Below are 19775 nucleotides of genomic sequence, written 5' to 3' on the forward strand. Positions count from 1 at the left end.
ATCATAATCATATTAACGCTAAATTTACAAAATCTGCATTTGATCTATTTTTTGTAAATTTCCCTAGTTTTCCTCCATTATCTCGTCCTAGGTCCATCAGATTGACTTTTTTGCAGATTATGCCAGTTTCTTAGCAACGACGTTGATTGTCGCCAAGCATGATCGGGTCAAAAGGGCGTCATTTCTTTGTCTTCTCGCTTCATGCTGATGACTCGACTATCGTCTCCCTTTTTTAAAATTCCAGTTTATGGAGTCCAAATTTTGGGGATTGATCAAGAAATACGAAGAAACATCGAGATATTTGGCGAAAATAGCAGGAATATCTGCCAAAATATAGGCTTTTCCACTTTGACGATGATTCTCATTATCAATATTGTAATTCTATACCAGTTTCATTACGTTTTACGTGAGACTGGCTACATAACCGTTTCACTAGCATTTCAAAAAAGGGAATAGAGGGGGCTTTTATTGATTTGAAGGGTACGATTTGAGTTGAAATAAAGGCTCATGTCAACAGACAGGAGGCAAAAGAAAACAATTCGGCAGTACAGGAAATCCCGCCTAACCGCCTCAGCGGACGCCGATCGACTACATGTGAAAAAACAGGAGGATTTAACATGCAAACACAGACAGAAATCTCTCAAAACAGATGGAAAATGCGTGATTTCATTACACTTGCCATTTTCAATGTGGTGATGCTCATTATTATGACGATTTGCCCAATTTTTACGGTTGTTTCTTATCTGGTTGTAGGAGGAGCCGCTGCACTGTTTAATGGGCCGATCTATATGGTTATGTCCAACAAAATTAACAAACGCGGTGTACTGTTCTTTACGTGCATCATTACAGGCTTGTATTTCGTAGCTTTTGGTTATGCCTATTATCTGCTTACACTAGCTGTGATCGGAATTATCTGCGAAATAATCCTTTGGGGAAGCGCTGCCTATAAGAGCACTGTCCGCAATGCCATTGGATACGCAATTTTTTATGTTGGCTGGTCTCTTTGCGGCGTTGTACCGCTTATTTTCTTCCGCGAGCAATATTTAGCTATTTTGAAGAAAAGCTACTCTCCAGAACAGCTTGAAGCCATGCTTTATTATTTTGATACGCCAAGCATGATACTGATCATGTGCACAATCTCTGCTATCGGTGGGCTAGTTGGTTGCTTTATCGGGAATTTGCTGATGAAAAAACATGTGAAAAAGGCAAAGCTGGTATGAGCATTCTTGGTCCCAAAACGCATTTATTGGTGCTGATTTTAACAAGCATCCTCTCCACGCTTGTGAGCAGTTCATTGCAGGCACATTTGATGGTGCTTGCTTGCGCACTTTATTTAATTTGCAACAAACAGCCCAGAAAAGCGCTTTTTTTTGTGCTGTCATATATCGCTCTAATGACAATTTTAACGATTCTGCCAGAAGGTGCAGGAACAATCATTATTATTCTCTATACGTTTGCCAGAACGGTTCCGATGGTCATGATCGGGACAATGCTGATGATTTCGACTCCAAGCAGTATCATGTGTGCCTTTGAACGGTTACGCATCCCAAAAGCTGTGCTTATCATGGTCTGCATTCTGAACCGCTTTTTCCCGGTTGTTTGGCTTGAAATGAAAGCAATTCGAAATGGCATCAGGGCCAGAGGCATTTTTCCCCAGTGGTATAGCGCTCTCTTACATCCAGCCATGGCCTACGAGTGCTTTTTTATGCCGTTGATCGTCCGTTGCCTCAAGCTATCGACTGAATTAGCCTCGTCCGCAGAGCTGCGGGGCATTGAGTGCGGCTGCGCCAGAACCTCTATCCATCCAGTAGGCTTTCGGGCCATAGACGGCATGGCGGTGGGGCTTTATACGCTGACCGGGACAGCGATTTATTGGACAGGAGGTCTGAACTTGTGATTGAGTTAAACGGCGTCACCTTCCGCTATGAACATGAAGGCGGAGAAGCCGAGAACGAAAACGGTGTAAAGCAAATCAATTTAGCTGTAAAGGCTGGGCAATGCGTTGTGCTTTGCGGCCGTTCAGGCTGCGGTAAAAGCACGATCATGCGCCTGATCAACGGACTTGCACCCAGCTTTTATGCTGGTAGCCTCACTGGACAGGTACATGTTGGCGGAAGAAGTCCTGCCTCTCTTAGTCCAGAGGAACGAACCAGACTCATGGGTGTTGTGTTTCAAGACCCCCGTAGCCAGTTTTTCATGGAAACCGTGCGGGACGAGCTGGCGTTTTCAGCCGAAAACCTCGGCGTTTCGCCACAAGAGATTATGAACCGAATGGAAAAACAAGCGAAAGAGCTAGATATCTTTCATTTGCTCGACCGTCCTCTTCATATGCTATCTAGTGGACAGAAACAGCGGGTGGCCATTGCGGCAGTGTCTGTTCTTTCACCACCGCTTCTGATGCTTGACGAGCCTACTGCCAATCTAGATCATCACTCTACGCAGAATCTGATTGAAATCCTGAGTAGGCTTAAGAAAAACGGCACTACCCTCTTCATCAGCGAGCATCGGTTACACCCATTCTTGCCTGTTGCCGATCTATTTGTCTGCATGGATAAAGGAAAGATCGCACGAACATGGACGAAAGAAGAATTTGCTCAGCTTTCCTATGAAGACGTACGTCCATATGGTCTGCGCCACCCTGATATGATTACATGCCTATCGGAAAACAAATCAACTGAAGTGCCGAAGTCCCTCCCTGCTCTGGAGGGTCGGAAGCTTACCTATCGATACAAAAGAAAAGGCGATGGGATTACAGACGTTGACATCACGCTTTTGAAAGGAGAGGTTACCGCACTGACAGGGGAAAACGGAACGGGGAAAACCACCCTAAGCAAAGTTCTGTGCGGTCTTCTGCGCCAGCAAAAAGGGGTGATTTTCAGTCAAGGAAGCCGATTATCGGCAAGCCAACGACGCGCCTCCAGCTATCTTGTCATGCAGGATGCCGACTATCAGCTCTATGCAGACAGTGTAGGCAATGAGATTGTTTTAGGCAGACGTGTGGATGATTCGCTTCGTTTGAAGGCCTATGAGGCATTGGATGCCTTTGGCTTAGGAGAGCTTCGAGATCGGCACCCTGCCTCCCTTTCCGGCGGAGAAAAGCAGCGAGTAACCATGGCAGCGGCTTATTGTTCAGATGCGGAATTAATCATACTCGACGAGCCGACCAGCGGACTTGACGGCGACAGCGTACTCAAGGTTGTTGCATGGGTAAAAAAATTAGCGCAGGCCGGCAAAATCGTCCTCATCATTACGCACGACAACATCCTTTCCGAATTAGCCTGCGATCAAGTCATTGAACTGAAGAATCGGCAGAAAGAAGTGATAACTGTTGAAAGCTAAGAAAAAAAAGGGAATTTCAAGGCTAATCGAGCTTGCCGGTGAAAAAAAGTCACTTATGGTGTGGTCAGCAATTCTGTCTACCGTAAGCGTGTTTTTGATGCTGGTTCCGTATCTCTCAGTCTATTATGTGATGACTGAGCTTTTAACACATGCTTCTGATATTTCCTCTGTGAACGCTGCGTACATCCTACAGTGGGCTATTTGGGGCATTGTAGGTATGCTACTGGGTTATTTCTTCATGTATGTCGGCGGAATGCTTTCGCACATTGCCGCTTTTCGCATCCTCTATGGCATTAGAGTCAAGCTGTCAGATCATATCGGGGCGCTCCCTCTTGGCTACTTTACTAAAAATGCTACAGGTAAAATCAAAAAAATCGTTGAGCTGGATGTAGAAAAAATCGAACTGTTCATCGCCCATCAGCTACCCGATTTGATTAACACGATCGTCATGATCATAGCAATTATTGTCACGATGTTTTCACTTAATATTTGGCTTGCACTGGCTTGCATCATCCCCATGCTGATTGGATTTGCCGCCCAATTCTCCATGATGGCCGGCAAAAAAGCAAAGCAGGGATTGAAGGAGTATTTTGACGCACTAGAAAACATTAATACTTCATCCATCCAGTACGTACGGGGGATGCCCTCTATCAAAATCTTTGGGCAAACCGTTCACTCTTTTCGAAAATTCCATGAAGACATGCTGCATTACCGTAATTTTAGTGTGACTTATACAGATAATTTTCAAAACGGCTATGTTTCCTTTAAAGTCATCCTTTTATCATTAGCAACTTTCTTTTTACCTGTCGGACTGTTTTTTATCAGCACAGATCCACATAACATCGCCTTTGCCGCAACATTGCTGTTTTTTCTCGTTTTGTCACCAGGTATTTCCACGCCGATTTTCAAATTAAACAGCTTTGCCTCCACCCTTAACACAATTGTTGAAGGGGTTAATCGCATTGACGGTATGTTCAAGGAAGCAACCATCAAAGAGCCTAAAATCGGCAAAAAGCCATCGTCTTATGACATCGGCTTCCATGAGGTTTCCTTTTCATACGGAGATGAAGGCAGCCCAGAGGTTTTGCAGGGAATCAGCTTGATGGCGCCCCAGGGCAAAATCACTGCGCTGGTCGGCCCATCCGGTTCGGGAAAATCCACTGTCGCCCAGTTAATCCCACGGTTTTGGGACGTGCAAAAAGGAAGCATCACCATTGGCGGCGTGGATATCCGCGACATGAAAATGAATGAGCTAATGGACACCCTGTCCTTTGTCTTTCAGGATACGTTTCTGTTTTCCGATACACTCTACAATAATATTTTGGCGGGCAGGCCAACTGCAACGCAGGATGAGGTCTATGAAGCAGCGAGGGCAGCGCAATGTCATGAATTTATTGAGCGTTTGCCAAATGGTTACGATACGCTAATTGGCGAGGGCGGGGTTTATCTGTCAGGCGGCGAGGAACAGCGAGTATCTGTGGCAAGAGCCATCCTGAAGAATTCCCCTATTCTTGTACTCGATGAAGCTACCGCTTATGCAGATCCGGAAAATGAATACCAGATGCAGCTTGCGCTACGCGAGCTTATCAAGGACAAAACGGTATTGATCATTGCCCATCGTTTGACAACTATATGCGAAGCAGATCAGATCATTGTCCTAAAGGAAGGGCAAATCGACGATCTCGGAACCCATAGCGAGCTTCTTGCTCATAATGGTTTATACAAAAGCATGTGGGACGCCTATACATCCTCAGCAGAATGGAAAATCGACATTTCGCAGAAGGAGGGGGAATTCGTGTGATAAGGGAACAGCTTTACAACATTACTGCGGGTGAACCAAAGAAAATATGGAAGCCCATCCTTTGGGCTGTTTTGGCCAACCTAGTCAATATATTTCCGTTCGGATGCCTGGCCGCAGCAGTAAGTATGATTTATGCCTACTATGCGACAGGACAATCCTCTTTGAACATGCAAACTCTCTGGCTCATATGGGGAGGCATGCTATTTTTCCTTGTCCTTGTGTTTCTATGTGAGCGGATGTCTTACCGTTCCACCTACCGCAGTGCTTACGAATCTTCTGCTGATGGACGGACACAGCTAGCAGAGCATATGCGCAAGCTCCCTTTAGGATTCCTCATGAAAAAGGACCCCGGAGAACTTGGCCATATGATGATGAATGATTTTACTCATCTAGAAAATGCCGCGACAAATATTCTACCTCAGCTTGTAAGCGGTGCGATTATCCCCATTTTGACCTTCTTTGGTCTGCTGTTTATAGACTGGCGAATGGCTGTAGCTATGCTTGCAGGGTTACCCGTAGCTGTGCTGTTGCTATGGAGTATTTCCGGTTTAGAACGAAAACTTGGCAAGAGTCACTCCGCTGCCAAGATCGTTTTGGCAAATTGTTTGCAGGAATACCTGTTAGGGATGAAAGTAATCAAGGCATACAATCTGCGCGGTGAGAACTTTACAAGATTAAAACAGTCTTTTTATCGTTATATGAAGGAAAGCATTAAGCTGGAGGGGGCGCTAGGGCCATTCTTTTTAGTTGCCATGGCCTTTATGCAAACTGGCGTGTCCTTAATGACCATCGTGGGAGTTTATCTCATATTGGGCGGAGAAATTTCAGTTCCTTTGTTTGCTACATTTTTGTTAGTGGGTACCCGTGTTTTTGATCCACTATCGGTTGCTATCATGCGCCTGCCAGCGTTCAAATATGATGCCATGGCTGGAGAACGCATCGTTAGTCTATTAAATGAGCCTGTCATGAAGGGTGAAAACGAACCTCCCGAAGCTCATGATATCCGCTTTGACAGCGTGACCTTTGGCTACGACAAGAACATCGTGCTAGACAATGTTTCTATGGAAATGAAGGAAGGGACGCTTACCGCGATCGTTGGCCCTTCAGGAAGTGGAAAAAGCACACTGCTGCGCCTGATTGCACGATTTTACGACCCTCAGCAAGGGAAAGTGCTGTTTGGCGGTAGCGATGTAAGTGAAATGGACCCAGAAAAGCTTATGAAAAAAATCTCCATGGTATTTCAGGACGTTTACTTGTTCCAGGACACAATCGGCAACAATATCCGCTATGGACGCGAGAACGCTACGCAAGCAGAAATTGAGGAAGCTGCTAAAGAAGCTTGCTGCCATGATTTTATCATGAAGCTGCCTCAGGGTTATGACACCATGATCGGGGAAGGTGGTTCTACGCTCTCTGGTGGCGAACGTCAACGCATTTCCATCGCCAGAGCCATACTCAAAAATGCCCCCGTGATCCTGCTTGATGAGGCCACCTCCTCGCTCGATCCAGAAAACGAGGTGGAAATGCAAAGAGCAATCAATCGCCTGATTAAAAAGCGTACCGTCATCATGATCGCTCACCGATTGAAAACCGTGGTCAACGCAGACAAAATTATCGTGCTGGACAAAGGCAAAATCGTCGAAGAAGGGCAGCATGAGGAGCTTATCCAAAACGCGGGGTTATATGCGAAGCTGTGGGAGCTTCAGACCAAAACGAATGGCTGGAGAATTACAGCCTAATAGATTCCCCCCCTTGAACCAGTGAGATCGCTTTATTGAAAAAGGCTCAGAGAAAGCACTCTCTTTGATCACTTTCTCTGAGCCTTTTTAGCAAGATAGTGGCAATGTAGCACCCGCCAGCACATCAATCTGATAACAAAATAAGCCGCCGAGGTTTCTCGGCAGCCCGACACCTCCACAACTGTGAAGGTGTTTTTTTATTTTGAATACCTAGCGTTAATACGTAAAAGTACGGGTAAGCTTTTGCAGCTCTTCAGCCATGGTAGACAGAGAGTTTGCCAATGCAGTTACCTCTTCCATCGAAGCAAGCTGTTCCTCTGCTGAAGAAGCAATATTTTGCGAATGATCCGTTGCTTGTTGGGCAATACGAGACACATTTTCTCCACTTGCTGAAATTTCGTGCAAGCTCGCTGATATCTGTTGACTAATGCTAGCTAATTCTTCGATCTGCTGAGAAATATATCCCGTTGAAGAAAGAATGTTCTTAAACTTCTGATCCGTATCGTTTGCAATCTCAATCCCCGTCTGAACTTCCTCTTTGACCTTGCTCATAGTCTGAATGGATTGATTCATATCTTGCTGTATCTCTTCTAGTAGCTGCGTAATTTGGTTCGAGGACTGCGTGGACTGATCTGCCAGCTTTCTGACCTCTTCGGCAACTACTGCAAAGCCTCTACCATGTTCGCCAGCTCTTGCAGCCTCAATCGCAGCATTTAAAGCTAGTAGATTGGTTTGAGCTGATATATCTGTAATGACACTTAACATTCCGGAAATGTCATTTGTACGCTTATCAAGAAGCTTAATCACAGCATCTGATTCATTAACCGATTTATGGATGGAATTCATCTGCTGAACTGTTTTTTGTACAGCTAGTCCACCATCCTCTGCCGTTTCTCTCGTTTCTGTAGACGTTTCTGCAATAGAGGACGAGCTTTCTGCTATCCGTTGCATACCAACTGAGATTTCCTCAATGGAGCTTGTTGTTTTATAAAGAGCATTTTGTTGCTCCTCAGCACCACTCGCTGCTTCCTGAATAGCAAGCGTAATTTGTTCATTTGCCTTGCTTGTCTCTTCTGCACTAGCTGTTAATTCCTTTGCGGAACCAGCTACTCGTTGTGCTGATAAGTCCACTTCACTAATCAGATGGCGTATATTTTTGATCATGTAATTAAAATCTTTTGCCAAATTGCCTATTTCATCCTTGGAGGTAATCTTCAATTCTTCTATTGTAAGATCACCATCGGCTACCCTGTTCAACTGCTGGGCCACCAAAACAATTGGTTTCGTAAATAGCCTTGAGAAAAAGTTAACCATAATTATCCCAACAACCGTAGAAACGGAACCAATCAGAGCTACCAAGGTCAAAATGTTATTAGCTCCTTTATTAAACTCGGTAAGATAGGCTCCCGAACCCACAATCCATCCCCAATGCGGCTCTAACTCGACATAAGACACTTTAGTCTCAACCTCATCAGAATTGGCGATCTGCCATTTGTACCTCACAAATCCGCCGCCGGAAGTTCCCTTTTCAACTAACTCTTTCGCCAATAAAACACCGTCCTGTGTGATGACATCGGAAAGATCTTGGCCTTCATTGGCTGGATTCATGACAGACACAGCTTTCTCATTGATTGCCCAGACATAGCCGGTTTCGCCTGTCGTGTACTCCTTTTTAGTCGGACGCTTGTTCTCAGAATTTTTTGTACCTAGTAGCTCCTGACGTACCTTTTCCTGAGCTTCTTCTAATGTTAGCTGTCCTGCCTCAACTCGCTCATTCATTAGGTCAATCATACCAATTACCATTTTTACATTTTTTTGTAGGGCTGCCTGACCTGTCTGATCTAGCTCCTGCTTTGTAGACCCATAGGTAGTGATTCCAATAAGCAAGGTAGGTACTAGTAAGATGGCTAAGCATAAAATCGTAAGTTTGGCTCTTAAAGAAGCGATTTGAATCTTCACAGTCTCTCCTCCTTTAGGGACTTTCTCATATGACAAAATGGATGTTTTTTTCCTACAATCGCCATTCACTCTATCCTTATAAATATCGTAGAAACGGAGCTATCTAATTAGTGGAAAAAATTACCCCGTAGAAAAATCTGAAAACTAGCTTACTTGCTTCAGAGAAAAAGGAGAAGGCGAAATTGAAGATTGGGAAATGGGTCAGCAATTTTGTTTGGTAAGTAGCTGTTAATCTTTTCACAAAAATACCGATATATAAAGGAAGAACTCACAAACCGGAAAAGGATGAGAATTGTGGATGTAAAAATATTAAATGCGTATCTCAAAGGACTGACAACTGTACTAGGTTCATTAGGAATTAATATACAGCGCCAAGATGTGCAGCTACAAAAATCACCTTATACCTACAGTCAGTCCCATCGAGTTGTTTCCCAAATAACGGGTGATGTTACGGGGGACATTATTATTGGCATGGAAGAGGATGCTCTTCACGTTTTACTTCAATCCTTCAGTATCCCGCTAGACATGGTTGATGACGAAATGAGAAGAAGTGTACTTGAAGAATTCGCAGATATGGTACGAGGACATGCCATTACCAGCTATCAAGCAATCGATGCTCAAGTTGAGTTTACGAATGTTGGCCTACTTAAAAATATTTATTCGGGCGATACCTTACCTCAGCAAGAGCAAAGCTTAAGTGTACATATTCTAGTCAATGATGAATTCCCAATCCATGTCGATTTTGTTTTGGAACAAATTCCAGCATAAGAAACTGGAACATGCAGCAAATAAAAAACGAAACCCTCTAAATATCATTTAGAGGGTTATAAACGCAACAATCTCTCTTTATTTACGATTTTTCTGCGCTTATTTGGGACAATTGCTCCCTTTCCATTTCCATAAAGACATAAGATTTCCTTCGATATGAACACGCTCCTTGAACCTTATCCCATATCTTAGCCAGACAATTCGGGCATCTATATCGTTGACGCTTTACCTCTATTTTTCTTGGTTCACCGTCTATAATATCATCGAATATCTGTATGCGGGATTCTGTTTTGTGAAACTTTTGGTTTCTACATATGGAGCATCTTTTAGGAGGTTCGGTGTAAATGTTAATATGTACCACACCCCTTATCGAAGTTTCTGATCGAAAGATATTATATAATAACCGTTCCCGATCTACTACAAAAAAGTTAACTAAACTGTAATTATGACTTAATTTTACATTATGTTAAAAATTTCAATCCTAACTAAATTAAAAGTGATGAAATGCATATATCAGCCGTAATGAGCAACCCCCATTGCAGATGTTCATGCTGACAAATTGCTGTCCTATCAGGCAGATTAACGTGCATGGGATATTGTCCTTCCGCATCTTCTTAGAGAGTCTATTCATTTAACAGCCCCCCATAGGAATAGCTCCTATTAAGCTTCCAAACTGACCTAGCTGGTTCTACAATTTTTTGGGAGGGTCTAATCTAACTGGATCAATCATCACAGTGATATCACTAGAATCTCTTTTTATCGAAATTTTCACTCCCCCAACCTTTATTTCTTCAAAAGCCTTAGCAGTGCTTCCACCTGTAAGCAATTGATCTAGCTGATTTGACCAGACGATGCCAGTGGCTTGAATCATCGCCTTGGTGGTATGTAAATCGGGAGTCCCCTGAAACATCAACCCATCTATCGTTTTTCCATCACTCTGTAGCATTACACTTACCCATTTAGCTTCGTCCTTTGTGTACTTCTCTTGTTTGGGATAATAGAATCGATAAAAATTCGTCTTCTTTTCTACTTCGAGAGTAAATGGCAAAATATCAATGTTTTGACTGGCTAACTCTGCTTTCAATTTGTTATAACGACTGAGGTACTCGTCTGTGGTCATATGTGTAAATGTACCCGCTTCTTTTCTTTCCTCTTGTTTCAAATTTGACTGCGGACTAGTAGAAAGCGACAGATTCTTTTTTTCAATGGAAGCATTCGTCTCTTCGTTATTTCCGAAAACCGCTAGTCCAATTACGCCAACCAATACTGCCAACAAAGCTATATACTTTTTCAAAAATACCCCTCCTTATATTTTACATGATTCGTCATATTGCATTGTTATCTTCATAAATAGTAGGGAAGTAGAGAAAGCGAACAATTTTTATGTCCGCTTTTCAATCCGCTGTTTAAAAAACGCTGGTTGCCAGGCTTGCATGATCGGAGTTCGGGACAGTGTGTATAGGATAAGCGCTACCCAAATGCAAACGAAGCTTAAAAGATGGCTATCTGTAAACGATTCTTTATACAAAAATACAGCGATCGCCAATTGTATCGTAGGAGCTAGGTATTGGATAAAGCCTAATGTAGAAAGAGAAATGCGTTGCGCTGCTGAAGCAAATGCAAGAAGCGGCATTGCGGTAGCTACTCCCGATCCAATCAGCAATAAATCTGTTCCCCAGTCCGCCGCTCCAAACGACCCAACACCTTGGCTTTGCAACCAGCAGATATAGACAAACGAAATCAAGGCAACCGGAACCGTCTCTAATGTTAATGAGGTAATCGAGTCTGTTTGAATCAGTTTTTTTACAACCCCATAAATCCCAAATGACAAGGCTAAAGAAAGGGAAATCCACGGAAGTTGTCCAAAATTAATCGCCATCCAGCATACGCCTACTGCCGCAAAAAGTAAGGAGATAAGTTGCCAGAAATCTAACCGTTCTCGAAAAAATAGCATACCTAACGCGACATTAAGCAGAGGATTAATATAATAGCCTAGACTCGTCTCTACAATATGACCGGCGTTGACAGCCCATATGTAAATCATCCAGTTCGCACTAATTAAGACGGAAGCCAGTAAAAATAGCAGTAGACTCTTGGGTTTTTTCATAAATTCCAAAACTCGGCTCCACTTCTTACTTAGTCCTACTAACACAATTGAAAAAATCAATGACCATAAAATACGATGAGCTAAAATCTCTCCTGGTGGTATAAAACTGACACTTTTCCAATAAATCGGCAGGAATCCCCACATGGCATACGCCACTATAGCATAAAGGATTCCTGCTCTCTGTTCTTTCTGCATATTTCTCCATCTCTTTCTTTCTCGAATTGTTCTTAATCATACAAGAATTCACATTTTATATCAAAGAAGTTTTGGAGGAAATTACACTTATTTGTTTGCGCTCTCAAAAGGTTGAAAGTTCTGTACGTGTATGTTTACCATTCTTACACAGTAAATCAAACCCCTAATTCGTTTTCACCCTTGACACAAAAAAAGGCTTCCAACCGCGTTACATTTACACCCGGTGGGAAACCTTTGCCTATTTACCTATTTATCTATCTATTTATCAATTTTACAATTTTGCATCAGGTTATCATTTAGGATTATAAGTAAAGCCCGGATACGAAACAACCGGCCATTTTTCCTTGCGTAATACATTCAATAGCTCAGAATCAGCCTGTAAATTATCCTTCACCAGATCACGGGGAGTAAGTGCCATCCATTGATTTAAAGACATATCGGCAAATCGATCACTTTTAAACATTTCTAAGAACCACAATGTTTGGTCACCAGTATTCTGAACATAATGTCCGTAGGCAAATGGCACGTAACCAACATCCCCAGCTCTGTAATCAAATGTACGTGCTGCACCGTCTCCTGCAAACACAGTCATTCTTCCTTCACCGGATAAATAATACTGCCACTCGTCATTATTCGGATGCCAATGCAATTCTCTCATTGCTCCTGGTTTAATTTCAACCAAAGCAGCAGCAACTGTTTTTGAAGCCGGAAAATTAGAGGAATCCACAATTCTAACGCTTCCCCCAGGTGTACGAATTGGCTTTTGAGCTAGCAACCGATATGTAAAGCTTTTAGGAACGGTCCCATAAGGGGAGCGGACTTTTTGACTGTCTAGTGGACCTGGAACCTTATCCTGATAGATATAAACCTGATCAGAAGGAATGTTAGCAAAGGCATCCTCTGGTACACCAAAATTGGCTGATAAAACATCCTTGGGAGTATGCGCAAACCAATCCGTGATGGATAAAGTATTCAGATCAGAGAAGCTTCCGTCATCAAATACAAGCAAAAACTCACAGCCCTCTTCTAGGCCCTGAATGGAATGAGGAATTCCTGGGGGAAAATACCAAAGATCACCCGGTCCAACATCGGCGATAAAGTTTCTTCCATCTTGATCGACTGAGGTTATCCGCGCTCTCCCTACTATCATATAAGACCATTCTGCCTGCTGATGCCAATGTAACTCACGCACTCCGCCAGGCGTTAACCGCATATTTACCCCAGCAAGTGTTGTTGCAATCGGGAGTTCCCTAACAGTCACCTCTCTCGACCAGCCACCATGATTTAATTGCATATGTGTATCGGAGAAAGAAAATTTTAAATTGGGAATTAGTCCTGCATCTGTAATTGGCGGGACAAGCAAATCGGGATTTTCAATATCGCGCATAATGTCACGAGGACCGGGATCAGTCGCTCCAGCACCATCTTTTCTGGTGGGCTGCGGTATACCTTCACATGGGCCTTGATCCGCATCTAAATGTCTGTTTACCATAAACACTCGCTCCTCTCACTTAGCTACTACAAGCATGGGACTTTTTTTCATCAAATAATGTATGACATAAATTTGCGCATTATGACTTCCCATCATTAATGTCATTCATGCCTTGATGTAACGAAATATCATTCCCCGCAATCGGCGGTAAATTCCCACGCGATGGTTAGCTACGTTAGCCTTTTACAAACAAATACATGTACAAACCACAAATTAACTAAATTGCATGAATATTTCCAGCCATATTGACGATCTTATTTTCCCAGCATATACTTATCCCTATACTTTATCACTTAAAAGCATAACAGCTTAAAAGCGAAAAAGTGAAGCAACCCACTCTTAAGCTGACAAGAGCTAGGATGGGACAGGAGGACATTATTATGCAGGCTACTACTAAACCAAATTTCGTTATCCCCAAACATCTTCAACCCTACGTCGTTGAACAAAATTATGATAAATATACAGAAGTTGACCAACAAGTGTGGCGTCATGTCTTGCACCGAAACTACAATTTTTTAAAGGATGTGGCTCATCCTGCATATGTAGATGGATTACGTAAAACAGGGATAAGCCTAGATCATATTCCTCGTGTGGAAGAAATGAACCAATGCTTACAGCCATCTGGCTGGGGGGCTGTTACGATAGACGGATTTATACCTGCCGTGGTTTTCTTTGATTTTCAATCGCGTGGAATTCTTCCGATCGCTACTGATATCCGTAAGCCTGAGCATATCGACTACACTCCGGCACCTGACATTATCCATGAGGCGGCCGGTCATGCTCCTATCCTAAGCGATAAGTGGTATGCCGATTATGTTAAACGTTTTGGCCAAATTGGCGCTAAAGCATTTGCTACTAGAGAAGAGCATGAGGTTTTTGAAGCGATTCGTGCGTACTCCAAATTAATGGAGGACCCGCTGGCGACACAAGAAGAGGTTCAGCTAGCCAAAGAAATTCTCGATGTCAAGCAGAGCACAGTAACAGGTGTATCAGAAGCAGAAGAGATTGCTCGATTATACTGGTGGACTGTAGAATACGGATTATTCGGCAAACTAGAACAGCCATTGCTATACGGTGCTGGATTACTTTCTTCTATTGAGGAGAGCAGACACTGTTTAACTGATGCTGTAATCAAGCGCCCATTCTCTTTAGAGGAAACCATCCACACAGCATTTGATATAACCAAAATGCAGCCGCAGCTATTTGTTTGTGAAAGCTTTGACCAGTTGCTTGATTCTGTTGAACGTTTCAAGCATCGCATGGCCTTTCATACAGGTGGGAGGGTTGCTATGGAAAAAGCCCTTCGTTCAGGTGCTACCTCCACAGTAGTGTACAGCTCTGGTTTACAGGTAACAGGAACCTTAGAGTCAATGGTATACGCTGAAAATAGTGAGATTGTTTTCTTCCGCATGGAGGGTCCGACTGCTCTTGCCTGGAATAATCGGGAATTGAACGGACATGGAAAATCTACACATGCTGATGGTTTTTCTTCTCCAATTGGTCGCCTGCAAGGTGTGTCACTTCCACTGGAGTTGTTTACAGATGGAGACTTAGAAGCACATGGCATCAGAATGAATGAACACGTGAAGCTGACGCTTGAAGGCGGAATCACAGTAGAAGGAAGATTGGAAGAAATCGTTCGTCAAGAAGGCAAGATATTGCTTCTGTCCTTTCATCAATGCAAGATCAGTCATCATGGACGTACCTTATTCCAATCTGATCAAGGCACATACGATATGGCTGTGGGCGAGCGAATTGTATCCGCATTCGCAGGTGCGGCCGATCCTGAAAGATTCTTCGAGTAAAATCAGATTAGTACGCGAATGTCCCGACTGCTGTTGGGACATTTTTTTTATGACTTTCCACTCCCTATTTTGATATGTAATTTGGACAAGAAAAAAAGCACCGCAAATAGGGTGCTAAGGCTTCTAGGTTATAAACTATCCTCTGCTACATTTTTTTAAATTCAATCATTCTTGGTAAGGAATTTCTGAAATATAGCTCTATAGCCTAGTATTCTTCATATTGCCTGTATATCTTATTCAAACAAATCATCCATCAAATCAGTAGCTCCTTTTTCTCTAGCCTCCGTTTCTGCTTGATCTACTTCAGTAGAAATATGTATCACTTGACCAACCTGCACATCGGCCTGAAAAATAGCTCTGGGAAGATCATACGTCTGACCCTCAATCTCCACAACAACCATGCTCTCCTCAAAGCGATCGATAATTCCTTTTGTTGTTTTCATACTCGCTACCTCTCAGTCTTTATATACTAGTCTTACTATGGGGTGTAACAGTAAGACTTTGCATTCATTATAAGTCAATAGTAGCAAAACCATAGAAACGTCGAATGTAATCATATGGATTTTTAAAAAGGGCGATTGGTGTAAGGTATTTAACCACTTGCAAAAAGCAATAGATAATCTCCTACAAAATCGGCAGAACAATAGATTAGCATTCTGCCGATTTTTCCCCCTCTCTACCTCGCCGTTTTACATGTGATCGTCTTTCCGTTACTGATAGCTAAAATTGTTCCTTTTTGATCTGTACGGTATGTAATGATTTTTGATTGTTGTAATTTTTGTAGCGTGCCTTGGGTTGGATGCCCGTATTTATTGTCCTTCCCGGAGCTGATCACTGCGTATTTAGGGGCTACGGCTTTCAGAAAAGCAGGTGATGTAGAGGAATTTGATCCATGATGACCAACCTTTAACACGTCTGCCTTGAGAACTTGCTTGCTCTTAAGCATATCTGCCTCTGATTTGTGCTCAGCATCGCCAGTAAATAAAAATGAGGTTGCTCCATAAGTAAGGTGTAAAACAGCACTCCATTCATTTAACTCCTTCTGGTATGTACCAACCGGAGCAACGAATTTAGCAGAAACGCCCTGTAGGGGTATCGTTGTGCCTGCTGTTGCTGGTTTAATGGATAAGCCTTGTCCTTTGATTTGCTTCAACAGGGTTACGTATGTCTCGGTTGTATGAGCTACTTTGGGTGCATATACAGATTTAACCTTAAAGTTCTGCATGACCTTGTGCAAGCCACCAATATGATCTGCATCTGGATGAGTCATGATGAGAACCTCGATGTCATCGACCTTGAGGTCCTTTAAATATTTGACCATTAAATCGCCCTTGTCCGTATTCCCACCATCAATTAGAATATCGTCACCTTTTGGTGTTTTTATGTAAGTAGCATCGCCTTGACCGACATCGAGGAAGTAGACTTTTAGATCATTTGTAGTTGATGATACTGGAACGATCGAAGCAGGTGCTTGCTTACCAGCAGGAACAGCTTGTTTTTTGATTTGTGACACTGGAGCTTGCTTCGATTGACTTGGACGGATTACCTTACCATCCCGATGAATATGATACTCTCCATCCTTTAATCCCCATTTATTGCAGTTCGTTTTGCAAATATGCCCACCATTGGCATCTGTCTTACCAGGATGCGCTTCAGACAAGCCCATGGGTAGAATAAACATAGCCATGATAATGACTAGCAAGATGTTTCTTTTCAACACGTACACCTCCAAATGATTCGAAAAATACTAGCTAAAGCTTTACCTTGTATGCTGTCATAAAAAATACACCCTCTAAAGTTCATCGGCTAACCTCAAGGCTTTTTCCAATGTTTCCTTTAAAAGAGTGCATTTTTTTCTTAATACGTTTATCTGCTATTGAACAATCCGGTTCCTGTATATTTATTAATCCTATTAATTTCGCCGGATCTCATTCTTCTGATGTCATACCCCATATAAAAAAATCCCCCGCCTTAGCGAGGAATGCATATTAATTACCCACATCATATAGGAATTTTATTCGTTTATCTAATCTTTACTTAGCCTGCAAATCGTCAATCAAGACAATTTTCCCCTCTTCCTTCCAATCTACGCTCGTTTTTAACTGTTCACTAACAAAACGTAGCGGCAGGAACAGGCGTCCATTTTTTAGGACAGGTGCAGTTTCTAACGTGATGACTTTTCCGTTTACAGTTGCTTCTTTTTTATCCAAATATAGAGTAATTGACTGACTGCCACGAGTAATTACTACCGAACGTGTTTTTTCATCCCATTTCACGTCTGCTTTAAGTGCGGCACTGATAACGCGAATCGGAACCAGAGCTCGTCCACCCTGCATGAATGGCTTTACATCGGACGTAATAAGCTTACCATCTACAAGAGTAGTAATTTCATCTCTGCCGTTTTTCTTTAAAAGTTTACCCAGCTTTTCAACAGAAGAGCGGTCCGCTTTGTTATAGTAACGCTCCACTAGTTCCAGTTGAACCTCTACTGCTTGGGAAATATCCGCTTGCTTTTCTAATTCGGATACCAGTGTTTCATATTTAGATTTTTGTTCGTCGCTAATCTCTGTAGAATGCTTCAATTCCTGACGTAACTCGATCAATTCTTTTTTCAGCTTGACGTTTTCCAGTACTGGCTTAGCTGGAGAGCCATTCTGCTTTGTTTCTTCTGTTTCGGATGTCTTTTCCTTTTTCTCTTTTTTTTCTTTCTCTTCATTCTTTTTGCTATCTACTGAAACTTCAACTGCTACCTTGCCCTTCCCCTTTGCATTTTCGTTATCTTCCTCTTTCGCTAATACTGCGGGTACTGCGGTTACCATAAGAGCAATAGCCAAGGATGTAGACATCAATTTTTTCATTGTTCATTCTCCTCTCAAGATGTATGAATATACGCTTGCGATTTCTTGACGAGGAACAATTATTCAAGGTTGCAGAGGGACGGTAATTATTGTATTGCACAATTTTCGTACCTTGTCATTTCGTCAGAATAAAAGAATAAATCTTATGCTTTAAAAAATGATATGCATAAAAAATCTACTTTAGGATACATAAAAAAGACAACGAATGACATAACAAAAAGCTCCCAACAGATGAACTGCTGAGGAGCTTTTTGTTTTACAAATAAAGCCTGGCATTCTTTATTTGGCATAAGCAAAATCACGCCGATCTTTACATATCGACAGCACCATTGTTCATTCGCTTTATGCGTGGTTATCTTATTCAAAGTATTAAAAAAAGTTACTTAGACAAAAAAAATCCATACATAACACCCTCCATGCTCATTCCCCTGCCACATACCTCTGCCTCTACATAATAGAAATTTCTAGTGGCTATACTACTCACAGGAGGTGCACCATGAACAAATTTCAGATCTTGAGTATAGGAATTAGTATCGCTTTATTTGCAACAGCTTGTTCTAACAACGCAGGTACAAATCAAGGTGTAGGACGTAACCAGACAACCCAAAACAAAAAAATAGTGAATCCCCACTCGAATGTACGTCAAATGAGCAAGGGAGCTACCAAGGCTACAACCATTAAGGAAGCTCCTTCAACAGTAAATGCACGGTACGTGGAGCCATCGGCTAAAAAAGTACTGCATTTTGGTGAGAAAATAAATCGGCTATATAATCGAAATTTAAAAGATAAGTATATCTTGCAGCGCCTTACTTCTCGTACGTATTGGGTTCAGAGTAATTTTTACAGTACAACCTTCTTTGTTGGTAAAAAGGGAGTATTACTGTTCGATCCATTAGAAGATCGTACAGATCAACTCTTAGCTGCTGTTCGCAAGGTGACCAAATTACCTATTACCAGCGTTGTTTATTCTCATGACCATGCGGATCACATAGGTGATGCTTCTAAGATGCTTGCTGCATTAAAGAAATCAGGCGCAAAACCGCGCATTATTGCAAGTAAGGCTACATTCGACAAACAAGTCTATTTAAAGAGTAAGCTTCCTCGCCCGACAGAGGTCATCTCTTGGCCACAGGGGTCATTTAAATTTGAGGATCTAACTGTTCAATTACATGGATTCCAGCGAGCAGGTCATTCGGATGATCATTCGGTTTGGCTGCTTAAGGACGAGGGTGTGCTTCACGCACCTGACTTAATAAACCCAGATCAACCGCCATTTTGGAGATTTGCAGGCTCAGATACCTTCCTTTACCATGAGCAAAATCTTCAAGATGCACGTAAGCTACCATGGAAATGGGTTAATGGGGGTCATGGAAACGTTGGAGAAAAGAAAGACTTTGACTTTGATCTAGCCTTTATCAAAGATCTTAAGAAAGCCGTAGGAGATGCTTTACAAACCCAGAAATTTGGCGATTTTGTTGACCCGAAAAAAGGTGCTCATTCTGCCTTCTTACCAGCCTGGTTAAACGCTGTTTCTAAAAAAGCCACCGACAACCTGCGCCCGAAATATGGAAAATATTATGGCTTTGAATATTCTACACCGCCTAATGCTGAGATGGTAGCTGAATGGATGTTTTCGTATCGCTAGACATTGAAACAAAATAATTGCAAAAGCAAAATCTATGCCCGCTCTTCCTACTCTGAGCGGGCTTTAT

15 protein-coding genes are annotated in these 19775 nt (G+C 42.4%); 8 read left to right on the plus strand and 7 right to left on the minus strand.

Annotation, left to right across the window (positions count from 1 at the left end):
- The first annotated feature begins 617 nt into the window (after positions 1-617).
- Genes GOP56_RS10755 through GOP56_RS10775 form a run of 5 tightly spaced genes read left to right on the plus strand, consistent with a single transcriptional unit; the run spans position 618 to position 6879 of the window.
- On the plus strand, positions 618-1220 hold the full coding sequence (locus tag GOP56_RS10755; RefSeq protein ID WP_163245567.1) for an MptD family putative ECF transporter S component: 603 nt from the start codon (positions 618-620) through the stop codon (positions 1218-1220).
- Positions 1217-1897 carry an energy-coupling factor transporter transmembrane component T family protein gene (locus tag GOP56_RS10760; RefSeq protein WP_003339905.1) on the plus strand — a complete coding sequence of 227 codons (681 nt, stop codon included), beginning with the start codon at positions 1217-1219 and terminating at the stop codon, positions 1895-1897. Before GOP56_RS10755 ends, GOP56_RS10760 begins: the two co-directional genes overlap by 4 nt.
- Positions 1894-3339 carry an ABC transporter ATP-binding protein gene (locus GOP56_RS10765; protein ID WP_163246836.1) on the plus strand — a complete coding sequence of 482 codons (1446 nt, stop codon included), beginning with the start codon at positions 1894-1896 and terminating at the stop codon, positions 3337-3339. Before GOP56_RS10760 ends, GOP56_RS10765 begins: the two co-directional genes overlap by 4 nt.
- Positions 3329-5140, plus strand: a complete 1812-nt coding sequence (locus GOP56_RS10770; RefSeq protein ID WP_163245568.1) for an ABC transporter ATP-binding protein — start codon at positions 3329-3331, stop codon at positions 5138-5140. Before GOP56_RS10765 ends, GOP56_RS10770 begins: the two co-directional genes overlap by 11 nt.
- Entirely contained in the window at positions 5098-6879 is a 1782-nt protein-coding gene (locus GOP56_RS10775; protein ID WP_174250670.1) for an ABC transporter ATP-binding protein, read from the plus strand. Before GOP56_RS10770 ends, GOP56_RS10775 begins: the two co-directional genes overlap by 43 nt.
- A gap of 216 nt (positions 6880-7095) precedes the next feature.
- Here the strand turns inward: GOP56_RS10775 and GOP56_RS10780 are convergent, their stop codons facing one another.
- The gene (locus GOP56_RS10780; protein ID WP_163245569.1) at positions 7096-8838 is read right to left on the minus strand and encodes a methyl-accepting chemotaxis protein; all 1743 of its coding nucleotides are present in this window, start codon (positions 8836-8838) and stop codon (positions 7096-7098) included.
- A 285-nt stretch (positions 8839-9123) separates the two neighbouring features.
- On the opposite strand from GOP56_RS10780, the gene GOP56_RS10785 reads away from it, so the two are divergent.
- Positions 9124-9606: a hypothetical protein gene (locus GOP56_RS10785; RefSeq protein ID WP_254068377.1), complete on the plus strand. Its 483-nt coding sequence runs from the start codon at positions 9124-9126 to the stop codon at positions 9604-9606.
- A gap of 688 nt (positions 9607-10294) precedes the next feature.
- On the opposite strand, the gene GOP56_RS10790 is transcribed toward GOP56_RS10785, so the two are convergent.
- The 3 genes from GOP56_RS10790 to GOP56_RS10800 form a co-directional block, all read right to left on the minus strand.
- Entirely contained in the window at positions 10295-10900 is a 606-nt protein-coding gene (locus GOP56_RS10790; RefSeq protein WP_121472741.1) for a hypothetical protein, read from the minus strand.
- 87 nt (positions 10901-10987) lie between these two features.
- Positions 10988-11908, minus strand: a complete 921-nt coding sequence (rarD, locus tag GOP56_RS10795; RefSeq protein ID WP_003336442.1) for an EamA family transporter RarD — start codon at positions 11906-11908, stop codon at positions 10988-10990.
- Between the two features lie 292 nt (positions 11909-12200).
- Positions 12201-13400: an oxalate decarboxylase family bicupin gene (locus GOP56_RS10800; protein WP_163245571.1), complete on the minus strand. Its 1200-nt coding sequence runs from the start codon at positions 13398-13400 to the stop codon at positions 12201-12203.
- Positions 13401-13780: 380 nt separating this feature from the next.
- Between GOP56_RS10800 and GOP56_RS10805 the strand changes: the two genes are divergently transcribed.
- Positions 13781-15205: an aromatic amino acid hydroxylase gene (locus GOP56_RS10805; protein ID WP_163245572.1), complete on the plus strand. Its 1425-nt coding sequence runs from the start codon at positions 13781-13783 to the stop codon at positions 15203-15205.
- A 233-nt stretch (positions 15206-15438) separates the two neighbouring features.
- Here the strand turns inward: GOP56_RS10805 and GOP56_RS10810 are convergent, their stop codons facing one another.
- The 3 genes from GOP56_RS10810 to GOP56_RS10820 all read right to left on the minus strand — a co-directional run bounded on the left by GOP56_RS10810 (position 15439) and on the right by GOP56_RS10820 (position 18063).
- Complete coding sequence (locus GOP56_RS10810) at positions 15439-15648, minus strand: DUF3006 domain-containing protein (protein WP_121472744.1); 210 nt, start codon at positions 15646-15648, stop codon at positions 15439-15441.
- Between the two features lie 233 nt (positions 15649-15881).
- Positions 15882-16922, minus strand: coding sequence for an MBL fold metallo-hydrolase (locus tag GOP56_RS10815; RefSeq protein ID WP_163245573.1), 1041 nt, complete (start codon positions 16920-16922; stop codon positions 15882-15884).
- Positions 16923-17238: 316 nt separating this feature from the next.
- Complete coding sequence (locus GOP56_RS10820) at positions 17239-18063, minus strand: copper amine oxidase N-terminal domain-containing protein (RefSeq protein WP_163245574.1); 825 nt, start codon at positions 18061-18063, stop codon at positions 17239-17241.
- A 496-nt stretch (positions 18064-18559) separates the two neighbouring features.
- Between GOP56_RS10820 and GOP56_RS10825 the strand changes: the two genes are divergently transcribed.
- Positions 18560-19708, plus strand: a complete 1149-nt coding sequence (locus GOP56_RS10825; protein WP_163245575.1) for an MBL fold metallo-hydrolase — start codon at positions 18560-18562, stop codon at positions 19706-19708.
- The last annotated feature ends 67 nt before the right edge of the window (positions 19709-19775 follow it).

The sequence above is a fragment of the Brevibacillus sp. 7WMA2 genome (assembly GCF_010748895.1).
Taxonomy (GTDB): domain Bacteria; phylum Bacillota; class Bacilli; order Brevibacillales; family Brevibacillaceae; genus Brevibacillus_B; species Brevibacillus_B halotolerans.